15 protein-coding genes, 1 other RNA gene and 1 pseudogene are annotated in these 16,080 nt (G+C 75.0%); 10 read left to right on the plus strand and 7 right to left on the minus strand.

Annotated features, from left to right (window positions below; genetic code table 11):
• Position 1: 1 nt before the first annotated feature.
• The 3 genes from FM076_RS09360 to FM076_RS09370 all read right to left on the minus strand — a co-directional run bounded on the left by FM076_RS09360 (position 2) and on the right by FM076_RS09370 (position 3,651).
• A complete protein-coding gene (locus FM076_RS09360; protein ID WP_173869450.1) occupies positions 2–997 on the minus strand; it encodes a small ribosomal subunit Rsm22 family protein in 996 nt (331 codons plus the stop codon).
• A 96-nt stretch (positions 998–1,093) separates the two neighbouring features.
• Entirely contained in the window at positions 1,094–2,266 is a 1,173-nt protein-coding gene (locus tag FM076_RS09365) for a serine hydrolase domain-containing protein (protein ID WP_173869451.1), read from the minus strand.
• Positions 2,248–3,651 carry a multidrug effflux MFS transporter gene (locus FM076_RS09370; protein ID WP_173869452.1) on the minus strand — a complete coding sequence of 468 codons (1,404 nt, stop codon included), beginning with the start codon at positions 3,649–3,651 and terminating at the stop codon, positions 2,248–2,250. Before FM076_RS09370 ends, FM076_RS09365 begins: the two co-directional genes overlap by 19 nt.
• Before the next feature lie 112 nt (positions 3,652–3,763).
• On the opposite strand from FM076_RS09370, the pseudogene FM076_RS09375 reads away from it, so the two are divergent.
• From FM076_RS09375 to rnpB, 3 genes and pseudogenes are all read left to right on the plus strand, one after another.
• Positions 3,764–4,625 (plus strand): annotated as a pseudogene (locus FM076_RS09375) (SDR family oxidoreductase).
• Between the two features lie 49 nt (positions 4,626–4,674).
• Complete coding sequence (locus FM076_RS09380) at positions 4,675–5,550, plus strand: PhzF family phenazine biosynthesis protein (RefSeq protein ID WP_173869453.1); 876 nt, start codon at positions 4,675–4,677, stop codon at positions 5,548–5,550.
• Positions 5,551–5,616: 66 nt separating this feature from the next.
• An RNA gene (gene rnpB, locus FM076_RS09385) (RNase P RNA component class A) lies at positions 5,617–6,037 on the plus strand.
• A gap of 436 nt (positions 6,038–6,473) precedes the next feature.
• Here rnpB and erm read toward each other — a convergent pair.
• Both erm and FM076_RS09395 read right to left on the minus strand, forming a co-directional pair.
• Positions 6,474–7,268, minus strand: coding sequence for a 23S ribosomal RNA methyltransferase Erm (gene erm / locus FM076_RS09390; RefSeq protein ID WP_173874623.1), 795 nt, complete (start codon positions 7,266–7,268; stop codon positions 6,474–6,476).
• A 363-nt stretch (positions 7,269–7,631) separates the two neighbouring features.
• A complete protein-coding gene (locus FM076_RS09395; RefSeq protein ID WP_173869454.1) occupies positions 7,632–8,036 on the minus strand; it encodes a hypothetical protein in 405 nt (134 codons plus the stop codon).
• 319 nt (positions 8,037–8,355) lie between these two features.
• On the opposite strand from FM076_RS09395, the gene FM076_RS09400 reads away from it, so the two are divergent.
• The 3 genes from FM076_RS09400 (at position 8,356) to FM076_RS09410 (ending at position 10,799) form a co-directional block, all read left to right on the plus strand.
• Positions 8,356–8,559, plus strand: coding sequence for a hypothetical protein (locus FM076_RS09400; RefSeq protein WP_173869455.1), 204 nt, complete (start codon positions 8,356–8,358; stop codon positions 8,557–8,559).
• A 142-nt stretch (positions 8,560–8,701) separates the two neighbouring features.
• Positions 8,702–10,087 (plus strand): radical SAM protein, encoded by a 1,386-nt coding sequence (locus FM076_RS09405; protein ID WP_173874624.1) that lies wholly within the window; start codon positions 8,702–8,704, stop codon positions 10,085–10,087.
• Positions 10,088–10,187: 100 nt separating this feature from the next.
• Positions 10,188–10,799 carry a dihydrofolate reductase family protein gene (locus FM076_RS09410; protein ID WP_173869456.1) on the plus strand — a complete coding sequence of 204 codons (612 nt, stop codon included), beginning with the start codon at positions 10,188–10,190 and terminating at the stop codon, positions 10,797–10,799.
• Between the two features lie 69 nt (positions 10,800–10,868).
• Here the strand turns inward: FM076_RS09410 and FM076_RS09415 are convergent, their stop codons facing one another.
• Positions 10,869–11,390, minus strand: a complete 522-nt coding sequence (locus FM076_RS09415) for a DinB family protein (protein WP_173869457.1) — start codon at positions 11,388–11,390, stop codon at positions 10,869–10,871.
• 209 nt (positions 11,391–11,599) lie between these two features.
• Here FM076_RS09415 and FM076_RS09420 point away from each other — a divergent pair, with 209 nt between their 5' ends.
• From FM076_RS09420 to FM076_RS09435, 4 genes are all read left to right on the plus strand, one after another.
• Entirely contained in the window at positions 11,600–13,093 is a 1,494-nt protein-coding gene (locus FM076_RS09420) for an FAD-binding oxidoreductase (RefSeq protein WP_173869458.1), read from the plus strand.
• Between the two features lie 83 nt (positions 13,094–13,176).
• Positions 13,177–13,992 (plus strand): peroxide stress protein YaaA, encoded by an 816-nt coding sequence (yaaA, locus tag FM076_RS09425; RefSeq protein WP_173869459.1) that lies wholly within the window; start codon positions 13,177–13,179, stop codon positions 13,990–13,992.
• A 71-nt stretch (positions 13,993–14,063) separates the two neighbouring features.
• Positions 14,064–14,705, plus strand: coding sequence for a bifunctional 4-hydroxy-2-oxoglutarate aldolase/2-dehydro-3-deoxy-phosphogluconate aldolase (gene eda / locus FM076_RS09430; RefSeq protein WP_173869460.1), 642 nt, complete (start codon positions 14,064–14,066; stop codon positions 14,703–14,705).
• Between the two features lie 9 nt (positions 14,706–14,714).
• Entirely contained in the window at positions 14,715–15,227 is a 513-nt protein-coding gene (locus FM076_RS09435; RefSeq protein ID WP_173869461.1) for a hypothetical protein, read from the plus strand.
• Positions 15,228–15,585: 358 nt separating this feature from the next.
• Here FM076_RS09435 and FM076_RS09440 read toward each other — a convergent pair.
• Positions 15,586–16,080 (minus strand): histidine phosphatase family protein (locus FM076_RS09440; RefSeq protein ID WP_173869462.1); only part of this gene is annotated, 495 nt, incomplete at its 5' end.

A 16,080-nucleotide genomic window follows, 5' to 3' on the forward strand; every position in this document is an offset into this window, starting at 1 on the left:
GTCACAGGGCGTCCCCGGGCGGCCAGGCGTCCCCCCACTCCGCCTTGCGGGCGGCGCGGTAGGTGGCGCCGTCCCGCTTGGTGACCGTCCGCCGGGCCGGCGAGCCGTCGTGTCCGCACACATCCAGCAGCACCTGGCCCTTGCGCAGCCGCGGCTTGCGCAGGATCCGCCCCGCCGCGGGGCCCTGGCCCTCGGCGGCCTCGCCGCGCACGGCGGCGACATAGCTGTACTTCTCGTCCTCGTAGGCGAGTTCCCCGCCCTTGACCCGCCGGTGCAGGGAGGAGCGGGCGACCCGTACGGCGAAGTGGCACCAGTCCTCGCCCACCAGCAGGGGGCAGGTCCCGTCGTGCGGGCAGGGCGCCAGCACCCGCAGGCCCGCGGCGAGGAGGGCGTCACGGGCCTCGCGGATGCGCAGGTAGCCGTCCGGGGTGCCCGGCTCGACGAGGACCACCGCACCCCGCGCGGCGCGGGCGGCGGCGTCCACGACCGCCCGCCGGTCCCCCTCGGCCAGCTCCCCCAGCACATAGGAGACGGTCACCAGGTCGGCGGGCGCCAGCTCGGGCGCGGTGCCCCGCAGGGAGCCGCGCCGCCACTCGGCGGGCGGCAGCGCGTCCGCCCCGGCCGCCAGCCGGCGGCCGAGCGCGAGGGCGGGCTCGGCCCAGTCCAGGACGACGGTGCTGCGTGCCGTGTCCCACACCTCGGCCGCCGCCCACACGGCGGCTCCCGTCCCGCCGCCGACGTCCAGATGGCTGGCCGGCGTCCACCCGGGCGTCCGCTCGGCGAGCGCGCGCAGCGCGGCGGAGGCCGCGGCGAAGGTGGCGGGCATGCGGTAGGCGGCGTACGCGACGGCGTCGGCACTCTCCCGCAGGACGGGGGCGGCGGTGGGGGTCTCGCCCCGGTAGTGGGCGATCAGCCGCTCCACGGCGGCCGACGCCTGCCGCGCGGGCAGCCCGTCCACGAGGGCGGCCAGTGCCGCGCGCAGTTCTTGCTCGATCACCACGACAGTGTAGGAGCCCGGCGCACCGCACCGGTGCCCTCGCCGAACGGGCCCACCGGTGGAGCCCCGGCACCGTACGGCCCCGCCGGTGGGGCCTTACCGCACGGCGCGGGCCAGGCGGGTCGCCGCGGCGGCGCGCGGGCGGCTGTCGGCCGGTCCGCGGACCGGGTGCACGGTGTTGGCGAGCAGGACCAGGAAGGTGTCGGTCACCGGGTCGAGCACCAGGCTGGTGCCGGTGAACCCGGTGTGCCCGGCGGCGCGGGAGCAGGGGCCGGCCAGCTCGCCCATGAACCAGGCGGCGCCGGTCTGGAAGCCGAGGCCGGGCGGCTCCAGCAGGGCCGCCACCGAGGACGGCGCCAGGATGCGCGCCGGCCCGTAGGCGCCGCCGCCCAGCAGGGTGCGGCACAGCACGGCCAGGTCGTGCGCGGTGGAGAAGAGACCGGCGTGCCCGGCGACGCCGCCCATGGCGTAGGCGTTCTCGTCGTGGACGCGCCCGTGGACCAGGCCGCGGTTGAGCTTGGCCCACGGCTTGCGCTGGTACTCGGTCGCCGCGATGCGGGCCCGCCAGGTGCGGGGCGGGTTGAAGCGGGTGCGGTCCATGCCGAGCGGTTTGGTGATGCCCTCGCGCACCAGCACGTCCAGCGGCTGCCCCGTCACCTGGTACAGCACCTGTTCGAGCAGCAGCGGGTTGAGGTCGGAGTAGAGGTGGGCGGTGCCGGGCTCGGTGAGGGGCTTCTCCGCCCACAGCAGCGCGGGGTGCTCGGCGGTGTTGTGCTCGTAGAAGGGCAGCTCGGCGCGGAGTCCGGAGGTGTGGGTGAGCAGGTGCCGCACGGTGATGCCGTGGTCGGTGACGAGTCCGGCGCGCGGGTCGGCGTGCAGTACGACGGGGGCGTCCAGGTCGAGGGTGCCGCGCTCGGCCTGCTGGACGGCGGCTATGGCGGTGAACAGCTTGGTGAGGGACGCCACGTCGAAGACGGTGCCGGGCCGCATCGGCAGCCACTTGCCGGCCGGCAGCTCGACGGGCCGCCCCGCCTCCGGGTCCCAGGCGGCGTACCGCAGCGCCCAGCCCGTGGCGTGTTCGACGGCGATGCGGGGGCCGCGGCCCGCGAGCACGACGGCGCCCGCGCACCATCCGGTGGCGGGCAGCGCGTCGATGTCGCCGGCCAGGGCGGCCAGCTGTGCCGGGTCGAGTCCGGCCTTCTCCTGGAAGCGGCGCCGCTCCTCGGCGCCGCCCAGCAAGGCCACACTCCTCAGTCGCGTACGCGCCATGGACGGCAGAGTCCCACGAAGGCGGCCGCGGCGAGCGTCACCGCGCTGAACTGGACGAGTGCCATGGGCACGGCCGTGCGCTCGCCCGCGACACCGACCAGCGGCGAGGCGACGGCGCCGACCAGGAACTGGGAGGTGCCCAGGAGCGCGGACGCCGACCCGGCGGAGTGCGGGGTGCGCATCAGGGCCTGGGAGTTGGAGTTCGGCATGATCAGGCCCATGCCGGACATCAGCACGCACAGGGCGGTGGCGAGCGGCGCCAGTCCGACCGGGCCGAGGACGCCGGTCGTCATCACCAGCAGGGCCACCGTGGCGGCGCCCACCATGCCCAGCCCGAAGCCGAGCACCCGGTCCAGGGAGACCCGGCCGACCAGGACCTTCCCGTTGAGCTGTCCGAAGGCGACGATCCCGATCGAGTTGACCATGAACAGCAGGCTGAAGGTCTGCGGCGAGGCCCCGTAGATCTCCTGCACGACGAACGGCGAGGCCGACACGTAGGAGAACAGCGCGGCGGAGGCGAGGGCGGTGGTGAGCAGGTAGCCGGTGAAGACCCGGTCGGCCAGCAGGGCGCGCATGCTGCGCAGCGCGTCGGGCAGGCCGCCCTTGTGGCGCCGCCCGGCCGGCAGGGTCTCGGGCAGCTTGCGCAGGACGACCAGCACGAGCAGCAGCCCGATCGCCGCGAGGATCACGAAGACGCCGCGCCAGTCGGTGAAGCGCAGCACCTGGCCGCCGAGGACCGGCGCGAGGATCGGCGCCACACCGGAGATCAGCATCAGGGTGGAGAAGAAGCGGGCCATCGCCAGCCCGTCGTACAGGTCGCGGACGACGGCCCGCGCGATGACCACCCCGGCGGCCCCCGCCAGCCCCTGGAGGAAGCGGAAGACGGTGAGCGTCGGCGCCGTGGGCGCCAGGGCGCAGGCCGCACCGGCGACGACGTAGCAGGCCATGCCCACCAGCAGCGGCCGGCGCCGCCCGAAGCGGTCGCTCATCGGCCCGGCGACCAGCTGGCCGACCGCGAGTCCGATCAGGCAGGCGGTGAGGGTGAGCTGCGCGGTGGCGGCCGGGACGTGCAGCGCTTCGCCGACCTCCGGGAGCGCCGGGAGGTACATGTCGATGGAGAGGGGCGGGAGGGCGGTCAGCCCGCCGAGGATGAGGGTGAACAGCAGTCCGGCGCGGCGCCGCCGCGAGATCCCGGGTGCGGGGGACGCGGTGGCGGCGGGCGCGGTGGGAGCCTGGGAGGGCTGCGATGGGTGCGGGGGTCGTGGGGGCTCGTGCTGTTCGGGGCGGGCGGGCCGCTGGTGCCGCGCGGTTTCCTGCGGCGCGGACTCGTGCGGCGGGGACTCGGCGGGTATCGCGGCCGGTTGCTCGGGGCCGGGGTTGGTCATGCACCTCTCCAGGAGATTGTCACGGGCGCGAACATTCTCCCAGGGATTCCCGCCCGGGCCCATACGTCTGTTCTCCGGGCGGCCCGGTGCGCGGCCCGCGTACGCTGCGCGTATGACGCAGGAGAACCACGACAGCCACCCGGACCCCGCGCGTCCCGGGAGCCCGGCCGCGCGCCCCGGCGCCGCCGGCGCGGACCCCCGTCCGGAGTCCGCCACCGGAGCTGCCGCCCCGCGCACGGCCCTGGTGACCGGCGCCGGGTCCGGGATCGGACGGGCGGTCGCGCTGGCGCTGGCCGGCGCGGGCTGGAACGTCGTCCTGGCGGGCCGCCGGCCAGAGGCGCTGCGGGAGACGGCCCGGCTCGCGGGGGACGCCGCGGCCACCCTGTGCGTCCCCACCGACGTGACGGACCCGGCGGCGGTCACCGCCCTCTTCGACGCCGTACGGGACGGCTGCGGCCGGCTCGACCTGCTGTTCAACAACGCGGGCGCCTTCGGCCCCGGCGTCCCGCTGGAGGACCTCACCTTCGCGCAGTGGCGGGACGTCGTGGACGTCAACCTCCACGGCGCCTTCCTCTGCGCCCAGGGCGCCTTCCGCCTGATGAGGAGCCAGCGGCCCCGAGGCGGGCGCATCATCAACAACGGCTCCCTCTCCGCCCACACCCCGCGCCCCGGCTCCATCGCCTACACCGCCACCAAGCACGCCGTGACCGGCCTGACCAAGTCCCTCTCCCTGGACGGCCGCCCCTACGACATCGCCTGCGGCCAGATCGACATCGGCAACGCCGCCACCGAGATGACGGCCGCCATGACCCGGGGTGTCCCCCCAGGCCAACGGCACCCTGGCCGCCGAGCCCGTCATGGACGCCGCCGACGTGGCCCGCACCGTCCTGCACATGGCCTCCCTCCCGCTGGAGGCCAACATCCAGTTCGCCACGGTCATGGCCACGAAGATGCCGTACATCGGGCGAGGGTGAGGAACCAGGGCCGGGAATCGCAGGAGTGCCCTGAGGAGTTGGAGCTGTCATGACTGCGAACGAGACCGTGTCCCTTCCTTCCGACGTGCTGCGCTACACGGCCTTCTCCGGGGAGCCGGGGGGCGGCAACCCCGCCGGGGTGGTGCTCGACGCGAGCGGGCTGGACGACGAGGAGCGGCTGGCGGTGGCGGCCGAGGTCGGGTATTCGGAGACCGCGTTCGTGACGGCGGCGCCCGGTGAGGGCGAACGCACCTTCGTGGTGCGCTACTTCAGCCCGCTCGCGGAGGTCGCCTTCTGCGGGCATGCGACGATCGCCACCGCCGTGGCGCTCGGCGAACGCATCGGCCCCGGCGAGCTGCTCTTCGAGACCCCGGCCGGGCCCATCCCGGTCCTGGTCTCCGAGGACGGCCGGGGCCGCCCGCTGGCGACGCTCAGCAGCGTCGAGCCGCACAGCAAGCCGGTGGACGACGCGGACCTCGCCGAGGCGCTGGCCGCCCTCGACTGGGCGAAGGACGACCTGGACCCGCGGATTCCGCCGCGGATCGCCTTCGCGGGCAACGACCACCTGGTGCTCGCCGTCACCACCCGCGAGCGGCTGGCGGCGCTGGACTACGACTTCGAGCGGCTCAAGGCGCTGATGCTGCGGCTCGGGCTGACGACCCTGCACCTGGTGTGGCGCGAGGCGCCGGACGTCTTCCACGTGCGGGACCCGTTCCCCGTCGGGGGCGTGCGTGAGGACCCGGCGACCGGCGCGGCGGCAGCGGCGTTCGGCGGCTACGCGCGCGAGCTGGGGATCGTCCCCGAGGAGGCCCGGCTCCTGCTGCACCAGGGCGAGGACATGGGACGGCCCGGCCTGCTGACCGTCGAGCTGCGGGCGGGCGACCCGCGCGTCCACGTGTCGGGCACGGCGACCCGCATCGGGTGAGCGGTAGGCGCCGAGCGGCGCCGGCGGTGCCCGGGAAGTAGGCGGGTACGATGGCCCTACGGCGGACGAGCCGGCCGGGCGGTCGCGTCGGGGGTGCCGAGGCACCCTCGCCGAGGAACGTCCGGGCTCCACAGGGCAGGATGGTGGGTAACGCCCACCCGGGGTGACCCGCGGGACAGTGCCACAGAAAGCAAACCGCCGGGGCCGTACGTGTACGGGCCCGGTAAGGGTGAAACGGTGGTGTAAGAGACCACCAGCGCCCAGGGTGACCTGGGCGGCTAGGTAAACCCCATCCGGAGCAAGGTCAAGAGGGAGCGCCCCTTCGCAAGGAGGGGGCTTCTGCGCGGACGACCGAGGGCGGCCCGCCCGAGTCCGCGGGTAGACCGCACGAGGCCGATGGCAACACCGGTCCCAGATGGATGGCCGCCACCCGGGCCGCCGCAAGGCGCCCGGGCCACAGAACCCGGCGTACAGGCCGACTCGTCCGCCCCGCCCCACCACGTCACCCCCAGGGGCTCCCCGGCTCACCGCGCCGCCCTGGCGACCGGGGCGGCGGACGGCGATCCGTAGGCGGTCGGTTGGCGAGGACGCGCTGCCGGGCCTCGTCCGGGAACGAGGTGCGGAAGGACGCGGTGAGCGAGCAACCGTCGGCGCCCTTCTCGCCCCAGGAGCGGGACCGGTTCCTCGCCCGCGGTTCCTCGCCCTGCTGCGACGGGCCGTCCAGGGCACGGAGAGCTGACGGCCGCCCGACGGACCGGACCGGCTCCCCCGCCCCACCCGGCCGTGGAGCGGCCCCGCCGCGCTGTCGGCGGGGCCTTCCGTCCACACGCAGCCAGCATGTCGGTTACGGATGGGAGGAGTCTCGCACCGGGGACTGACAACCCCGCCCGCGACGCGGTCGCCGGGCGCGGGCGGGGCGGGTCTCAGTGCGGGTGGCGGGGGCGGTGGGCGGCCTCGGCCGAGCGGAAGAGGTCGGCCCACTGGGGTGCCGTCAGCGCCTTGGGCAGGGTGCCGGGGCCGAGGCCGTGGCGGCTCAGCCAGGAGCGGGACCGGCCGCGGGGCAGACCGGGGACCGCCCGCGGGAGGATCTCGGCCAGACCGCGGCCGGGCCCGGTGAAGACGCGATGGACGAGGTCCTGGTAGCGCTGCCGGGAACGGGCGGGCAGCAGGGGCTCGGCACGCCGGGTGACCGTCATGAGCCCGCCGTCCACGCCGGGCCGGGGGCGGAAGGCCCCGGCCGGCACACGTGAGGCCAGGCGGAAGTCGTACCAGGGCCACCACTGTGCCGTCATCATCGTCGCCCCGCCCACGCCCGCGCGGCGGCGGGCGACCTCCCACTGGACGAGGAGCACCGCGTCCGTCCAGCCGGAGCTGTGCAGGATGCGGCGCAGGATGGCGGTGGTGAGGTGGAACGGGAGGTTGCCGACCAGCACATGGGGGGTGGCGGGCACCCGCCGGCGCAGGAAGTCGGCGTGCTCGACGGTGGTGGCCGGCGCCGTGCGCCGCTCCAGGCGGGCGGCCGTGCGGCGGTCGGCCTCCAGGACCGTCAGCGGCCTGCCCAGCCGCTCCAGCGGGAGCGTCAGCGCGCCGTCACCGCCGCCGATCTCGATGACGGGGCCTGTGGTGCGGGCGACGAGCGAGACGAACAGGTCGATCGTCGCGGGGTCGACGAGGAAGTTCTGGCCGAGTTCGTGACGGCCGCCGTGGTGGGTCCGGATGTCCGGGGTGTTCGGGGTGTCTGGGGTGCTGTGCCTGGGCACGGGATCTCCGCGGCTTCGAGGGGGAAGCCGGGCAGCGCTGAGTGCCGCCCGGCGCTGACGCGCTGGGGGCGGCGGAGCGTCTCGCGGGAGAGGCGGCCGCCGCTACGGGCGGCGGATCCGCGTCATGGCGGCGCACGCGGCACAGGCGCAGGCCGCACAGGCGCAGGAGCAGGCAGACATGGGGCGCACTCTAGAAGCGGTGCCGCCGTGGGCGCCAACGGATTTCGGCCCCGGTCCCCGGTCCTGGCGCACGAGAAGGGCGCGGCTCCCACGTAGGCCGCGCCCTTCGTCCGTGTCGGCCGCCGCACGGGCGGCCGGGCGTCACAGACCCATACGGCCCAAGCTCTGCGGGCTCAGCAGCCCGCCCTGACTGCCCTGACCCCCCTGTTCGCCCATGGGACGCGTGGAGTCGGCCGCCCCGTCCATCCGGCCCTGGCCCTGCCCCGGCGCCTGCCCCTGGGCCAGGTCCTGGTGGCCCTGCTGCGGCCTCACCTGCTGCTGCGGGCGCGCCTGACCCTCGGGCTTCGTCTGGCCCTGGGGCTTCGTCTGCTGCTGGGGCTTCATCTGGTTCTGGGGCTTCGTCTGCTGCGGCGGCTTCGCCTGCTGGTGCGAGGTGCTGCCGTGCTGACCGTTCTCGGGTCCGGGACAGGCCGCGGCGGTGCCGGCGGCGGCCAGGAGCACGGTGGCGGTCAGTGCGGCGGTTGCGAGAGCGGTGCGCTTGAGCATGTGATGCCTTTCTCGTGTCACCCCTGAGGGCGGGTCTCCGTCCGGCGGGTTCCGTCCGGCGGTCGCGTCCGACCGGGCGGCACCGGACACGAGCGGGCCTGCCCGGGTTGTGCTCCAGGCATTCAGGACGTATCCGCACTTCACTCGAAGTTCCGTCACCCGGACGGGAACGGGAGGCGGCACGGAGCGGCTCCCGGACAGGGGACCGGGCCGGGCGGGTCCCCCGTACGGGCCGGCCGGTGCGAGGGGTACCGGGGGTGCGGGAGGTGCGGAGGGGGCCGCGCGTGCGGACCGTTGGCCACGGTTGCACGCTGGAGCTATGACCCCACCCATCGTCGTGCACCCCCCGTCCCCCGCAGGGGGACGGAAAGTGACCGCGCACACCGAAAGCCTCGGGGTCGCGCACAGACCCGAGGACGTGGTCGAGTTCCTGCGCCGCGCCGGACTCGACCCCGCCGACATCCAGCTCGACGACCCCTGCCTCATCGAGTGGCGCGGCGGCGGCCCCGACGTGTGGGACTGACCCCCACCGGGCAGTGCGACGTACCGAACCAAGAGGGCAGGTGTGCGGCTCTTTCGGGCGCGGGAGTACCGTCGGGTACGCCCCCGGGCCGCGAAGTGAGGAGCTTGATCACACCATGCCGTCGACGCCGACTCCCCTGCCGATGCCGTCCCCCGTGCCCTCGGGGCACCACCGAGGCCGGCCGGGCGACCACGAGCACGGCACCAGGACCGCGCTGGTCGAGGACCTGATGGAGCGCTTCGAGCACATCCCGCGGGAGGCCGTGCTGAAGGAGGACCTGCTGCGGGGCGGGATGGCCTTCGACGACTCGGCGCTCAGCGACACCGCCGACGAGGCGACCGGCGAGGTCAAGCCGAAGTCGTACTTCATCTTCTCCTTCGACCACCGCACCCTCCCCGAGCTGGGCGAGGCCGCGCTGCGCCGCCCGCCCGAGGAGATCGTGCTGACCGGCGGCCCCTACGAGCTGCGCCGCACCGTTGTCTCCGTACGGGTGAACCCCGACTCGCCCTACCGCGTCCAGGCCGGCGAGGACGGGGCGCTGGGGCTCTACCTGGACGGGAAGCGGATCGCGGACGTCGGGCTGCCGCCGATGCCGGACTACTACCGGCACACGCTCGCCAACGGCAAGTCCGTGATGGAGGTGGCGCCCACCATCCAGTGGGGCTACCTGATCTACCTGACCGTCTTCCGGGTGTGCCAGTACTTCGGCGCCAAGGAGGAGTGCCAGTACTGCGACATCAACCACAACTGGCGCCAGCACAAGGCCGCCGGGCGCCCCTACACGGGGGTGAAGCCGGTCGAGGAGGTGCTGGAGGCGCTCCAGATCATCTCCGACCACGACACCCTCGGCGCCTCGCACGCCTACACCCTCACCGGCGGCTCGATCACCTCGCAGGTGCAGGGCAAGGACGAGGCGGACTTCTACGGGCAGTACGCCAAGGCCATCGAGGAGCGCTTCCCCGGCCGCTGGACGGGCAAGGTCGTCGCCCAGGCGCTGCCCAAGGAGGACGTCCAGCGCTTCCACGACTACGGCATCAGCATCTACCACCCCAACTTCGAGGTGTGGGACAAGCGGCTGTTCGAGCTGTACTGCCCCGGCAAGGAGCGGTACGTGGGCCGCGAGGAGTGGCACCGCCGCATCCTCGACTCGGCGGAGGTGTTCGGGCCGCGCAACGTGATCCCGAACTTCGTCGCGGGCGTCGAGATGGCCGCCCCGTACGGATTCGGCTCGGTGGACGAGGCCATCGCCTCCACCACCGAGGGCCTGGACTTCTTCATGTCGAACGGCATCACGCCGCGCTTCACCACCTGGTGCCCGGAGCCGACCACGCCGCTGGGCAGGACGAATCCGCAGGGCGCGCCGCTGGAGTACCACATCCGGCTGCTGGACGCCTACCGCTCGGCGATGCAGCGGCACGGGCTGTCCTCGCCGCCCGGGTACGGGCCGGCCGGCGCGGGCCGCGCGGTCTTCTCCGTCAGCTCCTTCATGGACACCCTCCCAGCGGAGGAGGGCGCGCCGGTCGCGTGAGGAGGGCGGACGGCCGCCGATGAGTTCTCCTGGGGGCTCCGGTCTCTCCTTGTGAGGGGCCGGAGCCCTTCCGCACGAGGAGAGACAGGAGACGAGGACCATGGCGAAGCTGACACTGACCACCATGCTCACGCTCGACGGCGTGATGCAGGGGCCCGGCGGCCCCGAGGAGGACACCCGGGACGGTTTCGACCTCGGCGGCTGGGTGGTGCCCTACGCCGACAAGGGCATGGGCGACCACATCGGCAGGTGGTTCGAGCGGGCGGGCGCCTTCCTGCTGGGGCGGCACACCTACGACATCTTCGCGGCGTACTGGCCCGAGGTCGGCGACGAGGCGGACCCGGTGATCGCCGGGCGGCTGAACGGGCTGCCCAAGTACGTCGCCTCCACGACGCTGGAGCACGCCGACTGGCAGCACACCACGGTGCTGGGCGGCGACGTGGCGGAGGCCGTGCGCGAGCTGAAGGAGCGGCCCGGTGGCGAGCTGCAGATCCACGGCAGCGGCGTACTGGCCCGGTCGCTGATGGCGCACGACCTCATCGACGAGTACCGGCTGCTGGTGTATCCGGTGGTACTGGGCAAGGGCCGCCGGCTTTTCGCGCGGGGCGGGCTTCCCACGGCGCTGCGCCTCACCGACTCCGACGCCCTCCCTTCCGGCGTGATGATGCAGACCTACGTCCCGGCGGGACGGGCGACGTTCGGCTCCTTCTGAGCGGTGCCGGGCGGCGCCCGGACCGGCGGCCGGGCCGCACGTCGGCCCCGCCGGGACCGCCGGCCCCGGTCAGCGGCCCGTGGCGCCGTCGGTCTGCTCGCGCAGGATGTCGGCGTGGCCGGCGTGCCGGCCCGTCTCCTCGATCATGTGGACGAGGATCCAGCGCATCGTCGGCGCGGTGGTGGCGTCCCGGCGCAGGGAGCGGACACCGGGGCGGGCGAGGTCCTCGCAGCCGGCGATGATTTCGTCGGAGTGGCGGATCGCCTCCTGATAGGCGGCGATCAGCGACGCGCCGGTCTCCCCCTCCGCGGGGGGCACCTCGTCGTCGAGGGGGTGCTCGCCGCCGTCCCCCGCGTACGCCCACACGAACCAGTTGTGCTCCACCCGCGTCAGGTGCTTGATCAGTCCCAGCAGGCTGGTGCCCGACGGAACGCCCGGTGTCCTGCCCACCTCGTCGGTGAGCCCCGCGGCCTTCGCGATCACCGCCTCCCGCAGATACCCCAGGATGGCGGTGAGCGTCTCCTTCTCACCGCCCGCCACCTCCGGCGGCCGTACGTCTCCCCGTGCGGAAAAACCGGTCACATCAGTCATGCCGCCGACTGTAACCACAATCGGCTGGCGCCCGCCCACAGCTACTGGTTGGCTTCACGAGTGATCCCCTCCCCCGCCGCCCGCCCCTCCGTCCGTCCCGCCGCGTGCCGTGCCGCCCTTCACGGGGGCCGGCCGGGGAGCGGGAGCGTCCCCCGCGCCCGCCCGTCCCCGTCCCGCCCGGACGGGACGCGGCGGCGGGACGTGCGGGCATGAGGGGGGCGGGGACGCGCGCGGCGGCGGACCCCCTCGGCGGGGCGTGGACCGCGCTCGGCCGGGGGCTGGACGGGGTGCTGCTGCGGCCCGGGGACCGGGACTTCACCACCGCCCGCAAGCTGTTCAGCCCCCGGTTCGACGCGGTCCGCCCCGCGGCCGTCGCCTACTGCGCGGGGCCCGGCGACGTGGGTGAGTGCCTGACCTTCGCCCGGCGGCACGGGGTCCCCGTGGCCGTCCGCAGCGGAGGCCACTCCTCCACGGGCTGGTCGAGCGGCACGGGCCGGCTCGTCATCGACGTGCAGAAGATGGCGTCGGTCCGGGCCTCGGGGCGCACCGCCACGGTCGGCGCCGGGGCCAAACTCATCGACGTCCACGCCGCGTTGGCGGCCTACAAGCGGACGATCCCGGCGGGGTCCTCGCCCACGGTCGGCGTCTCCGGGCTGGCGCTGGGCGGCGGCATCGGGGCGGTGGCGCGCGCCTACGGGCTCACCTGCGACAGCCTCACCGGCGCCACCGTCGTCACCGCCGACGGCCGGGTGCGCGAGGCGGCCGAGGACGGCGACGCCGAGCTGCTGTGGGCGCTGCGCGGCGCGGGAGGCGGCAACTTCGGCGTCGTCACCTCCCTGGACTTCCGCACCCATGTGGCCCCCTCCTGCCTGACGTTCTTCCTGTCCTGGCCGTGGTCGCGGGCGGCGGAGGTGGTGCGGGAGTGGCAGCGGTGGGCGCCGGTGGCGCCCGAGGAGATCTGGGCGCACCTGCGGCTGTCGGCCCCGGCGGGGGGACGGCCCGGCAGCGTGCGGATGGGCGGGCTGTCGCTGGGGGCACGCCGCGAGCTGGAGAACCACCTCGACCGGCTGGCCGGCCGCGTCAGCGCGCCCGCCGCCGCCCTGCGGCCCGGCGGGCCCCCGGCGGACGTCAGCGTGCGCAAGCACACGTTCCTGGACGCGATGAAGGTGCTCGGCGGCGTCTCCGGCTGGACCCTGGCCCAGGCCCACCAGCGGGGCACCCTGCCGGGCCGTACCAAGCGGGGCAGGGTCGCCCGCGAGTCGTACGCGGCCCGCACCGACTTCTACACCCGCTCGCTGCCCGCGAACGGGATACAGGCCCTCCTCGCCCGCGTGGAGCGGCTGGCCGCCCTGCGCGGCGGCGGGGCCGGCGGTGTGGCGCTGGACGCGCTGGGCGGTGCGGCCGGCCGGCCCCGGCCCGACGCCACCGCGTTCGTGCACCGCGACGCGCGCTTCCTGGCGCAGTACACCGTCTCCTGGCCCCACGCGGCGGACGCGCAGACCGTGGCGGGGCACCGCGGCTGGCTGGACGCCACCCACGCGGCGATGCGCCCGTGGGCCAGCGGCTTCGCCTACCAGAACTATCCGGACCCGGCGCTGTGCGACTGGCGGCACGCCTACTACGGCGCCAACGCCGAGCGGCTGGCCAAGGTCAAGGCGGTGTACGACCCCGACCGCGTCTTCGCCTTCCCGCACGCGGTCTGACCGGCCCGGCCTCGTACCCTGGCCCTCGCACCATCGCCGTCCTCCCCGGCTGCGGGCCGGGGCGCCCCCGAAGGAGAAGAGCCGTGCTCGTGCTGCTGCCGCCGTCCGAGGGAAAGGCCGAGGGCGGGCAGGGCCGCCCGCTGGACCTGGAGGCGCTCTCGCTGCCGCGGCTGGCACCCGCGCGGGAGACGGTGCTGGACGAGCTGGTCTCCCTCTGCCGCGCCGACGAGGAGAAGGCCCGGGAGGTGCTGGGGCTCAGCCAGGGGCTGCGCGGCGAGGTCGCCAAGAACGCCGGGCTGCGCACCGCCCCGGCCCGGCCCGCGGGCGAGATCTACACCGGGGTGCTCTACGACGCCCTGGACCTGGCCGGCCTCGCTCCCGCCGCCCGGCGCCGCGCCGCCCGCTCGCTGCTGGTCTTCTCCGCGCTGTGGGGCTCCGTCGGGATCGAGGACCGCATCCCGTCCTACCGGCTCTCCGGCGGGGTGAAACTGCCGGGCACGGGCCCGCTGGGCCGCTACTGGCGCGGCCCGCTGGAGTCGGCGCTGCCCGGGGCGGCGGGCGACGGGCTGGTGCTGGACCTGCGCTCGTCGGCGTACGCGGCCATGTGGAAGCCCAAGGGCGAGCCGGCACGGCGCACGGTGACCGTGCGGGTGCTCCAGTCGACGGTGGTGGACGGCGTGGAGAAGCGGTCCGTCGTCAGCCACTTCAACAAGGCCACCAAGGGCCGCCTCGTCCGGGCACTGCTGGAGGCGGGCGCCGACCCGGCGACCCCGGCGGAACTGGCCGCGGCGCTGCGGGACCTCGGCTTCACCGTGGAGGGGGACGAGGCCGGCCGGGAGAGCGGCGCCGGGGCGAAGCCGAAGGCGACGGCGCTCGACGTGGTGGTGACGGAGCTGTAGGGCGGCGGGCCGCTATTGCACTCTCCGCAACGCCTGTTGCGGAGAGTGCGCGGGGCGGGCAGCATACGGGCATGAGCCCCGCCACACCCCCCGCCTCCGTTCTCGATCTCGCCCCCGTCATCCCGGTCGTCGTCCTGGACGACGCCCGGGACGCCGTACCGCTGGCGCGGGCGCTGGTGGACGGCGGGCTCCCCGCGATCGAGGTGACGCTGCGCACCGGGGCCGCCCCCGACGCGATCCGGGCGATCGCCCGCCAGGTCCCGCAGGCCGTGGTCGGCGCGGGCACCGTGCTCACCCCCGCGCACGTGCACACCGCCGTGGAGGCGGGCGCCCGCTTCCTCGTCAGCCCCGGCTGGACCGACACCCTGCTGGACGCCATGCGTGCCTCGGGGGTGCCGTTCCTGCCGGGCGTCTCCACCGCCTCGGAGGTGGTCGCGCTGCTGGAGCGCGGGGTGACGCGGATGAAGTTCTTCCCCGCCGAGGCCGCCGGCGGCACCGCCTACCTCTCCGCACTGGCCTCCCCCCTCCCGCAGGCCCGCTTCTGCCCCACCGGCGGCGTCTCCGCCGCCAACGCCGCCTCCTACCTGGCCCTGCCCAACGTCGCCTGCGTGGGCGGCACATGGATGCTCCCGTCCGACGCCCTCGCGGCCAAGGACTGGGACCGGGTGCGCACACTGGCGGCCGAGGCGGCGGCGGTCCGGTCCGCTCGGTAGGTTGCCTCCATGGCAACGCATGAGACGCACGGGGGACTCGGGGCGGTATGCCCCGCGTGCGGCGGTAGCGGGTCCCGCCCGGTCTCCGAAGCGCGGAGCGGCAAGGGCGCCCTGCGCAAGGGCCTGTCGTCCCGCCTGGCCAAAGGGCCGGAGAAGAGCGGTGACGGCTGCGTCCACTTCCTGGAGGGCATGGTCCTCACCGGAATCGGCCTCGCCCTCGCCTGGACCGGCCGGCAACAGGACAAGCCCCTCTGCCTCGTGGGCGGAATCGCCCTCGCGGTGCTGTGCTTCGCCGGCACGATCGCCGTCGTCCGCGGCGACCGCCGCGAACGGGACGCGGAATCCGCCGGCGAGGAGCGGGCGTCCCGGGTGTGGGACCCCGCGCACTACTGCTACGGATGCGAGGCCGTCTTCTGTCCCGGCGGCGTGCCGTGGGAAGGGGTGCTGACCCCCGAGCGGTTCAGGGAGTTCGTGTGGACGGAGGGCGGCTACGCCGACCAGTTGCCCTCGTCCGGGCACTGAGGCCCGCGCCCCGGGCGCCCCTTGCCGCCGGCTGCGTGTCGCGGGCACCTCTTCCGGCGACCGCGCGTCGCCGGGCACCCCTGGCCGCCGCAGCGGTGGTGAGCCACGACGGTGGCGACCGGCGGTCGGGCGACGGGGCGACGGGGTAACCCCTGGCAACCGGCGACCGGCTCTGCCCGTCGGGGATGCCGCCGGACCCTCGCCGTGGTGGCCGCTCGCCGTCGCGGCGGGAAAGGGTTCGGAGGCGGGAAAAGTCCGGTGACGGGAAAGGGTTCAACGCGGGGACGCGTTCAGCGCGGGGACGCGTCCAGCACCGGGACGCATCCAGCCTGGGGACGCGTCCAGCCTGGGGACGCGTTCAGCGCAGGTGGGCGGTGTCGTTCAGGAGGCGCAGGGACGCGTTGCCGTCGGCGTAGTAGGCGACGGCCGACAGGGATGCCGCGGCGAGTTCCATGCGGAAGAGAGCCTCGGGCGGGGCACCGAGGGCGAGCCGGACCAGCGTCTTGATCGGCGTCACGTGCGTGACGACCAGGAGGGTGCGGCCGGCGTGGCGGGTCAGCAGCCTGTCGCGGGCCCGGACGACGCGCCGGGTGACCTCCTCGAAGGACTCGCCCCCTCCCGTGGGCCGGGCGGAGGTGGAGCCGAGCCAGGTCTCCAGGTCCTCCGGGTGGCGTTCGCGGACCTCGGCGAAGGTGAGGCCCTCCCAGGCGCCGAAGTCCGTCTCGCGGAGCCCTTCCTCGGTGCGGACGTCCAGGCCGAGGCGGCCCGCGACCGCGGCGGCCGTCTCCTGGCAGCGGCGCAGCGGCGAGGCGACGACGGCCTGGACGGTGCCGCGTGCCGCCAGCGCCTCGGC

The sequence above is a fragment of the Streptomyces albus subsp. chlorinus genome, assembly GCF_013302895.1.
Taxonomy (GTDB): Bacteria; Actinomycetota; Actinomycetes; order Streptomycetales; family Streptomycetaceae; genus Streptomyces; species Streptomyces chlorinus.

What these genes read in the sequence shown, in the direction of transcription:
- FM076_RS09365 (WP_173869451.1), bottom strand. Translation starts at nt 2,266, where the DNA reads ATGGCGCGTACGCGACTGAGGAGTGTGGCCTTGCTGGGCGGCGCCGAG.
- FM076_RS09370 (WP_173869452.1), bottom strand. Translation starts at nt 3,651, where the DNA reads ATGACCAACCCCGGCCCCGAGCAACCGGCCGCGATACCCGCCGAGTCC.
- FM076_RS09380 (WP_173869453.1), top strand. Translation starts at nt 4,675, where the DNA reads ATGACTGCGAACGAGACCGTGTCCCTTCCTTCCGACGTGCTGCGCTAC.
- FM076_RS09395 (WP_173869454.1), bottom strand. Translation starts at nt 8,036, where the DNA reads ATGCTCAAGCGCACCGCTCTCGCAACCGCCGCACTGACCGCCACCGTG.
- FM076_RS09400 (WP_173869455.1), top strand. Translation starts at nt 8,356, where the DNA reads ATGACCCCACCCATCGTCGTGCACCCCCCGTCCCCCGCAGGGGGACGG.
- FM076_RS09405 (WP_173874624.1), top strand. Translation starts at nt 8,702, where the DNA reads ATGCCGTCCCCCGTGCCCTCGGGGCACCACCGAGGCCGGCCGGGCGAC.
- FM076_RS09410 (WP_173869456.1), top strand. Translation starts at nt 10,188, where the DNA reads ATGGCGAAGCTGACACTGACCACCATGCTCACGCTCGACGGCGTGATG.
- FM076_RS09415 (WP_173869457.1), bottom strand. Translation starts at nt 11,390, where the DNA reads ATGACTGATGTGACCGGTTTTTCCGCACGGGGAGACGTACGGCCGCCG.
- FM076_RS09420 (WP_173869458.1), top strand. Translation starts at nt 11,600, where the DNA reads ATGAGGGGGGCGGGGACGCGCGCGGCGGCGGACCCCCTCGGCGGGGCG.
- eda (WP_173869460.1), top strand. Translation starts at nt 14,064, where the DNA reads ATGAGCCCCGCCACACCCCCCGCCTCCGTTCTCGATCTCGCCCCCGTC.
- FM076_RS09435 (WP_173869461.1), top strand. Translation starts at nt 14,715, where the DNA reads ATGGCAACGCATGAGACGCACGGGGGACTCGGGGCGGTATGCCCCGCG.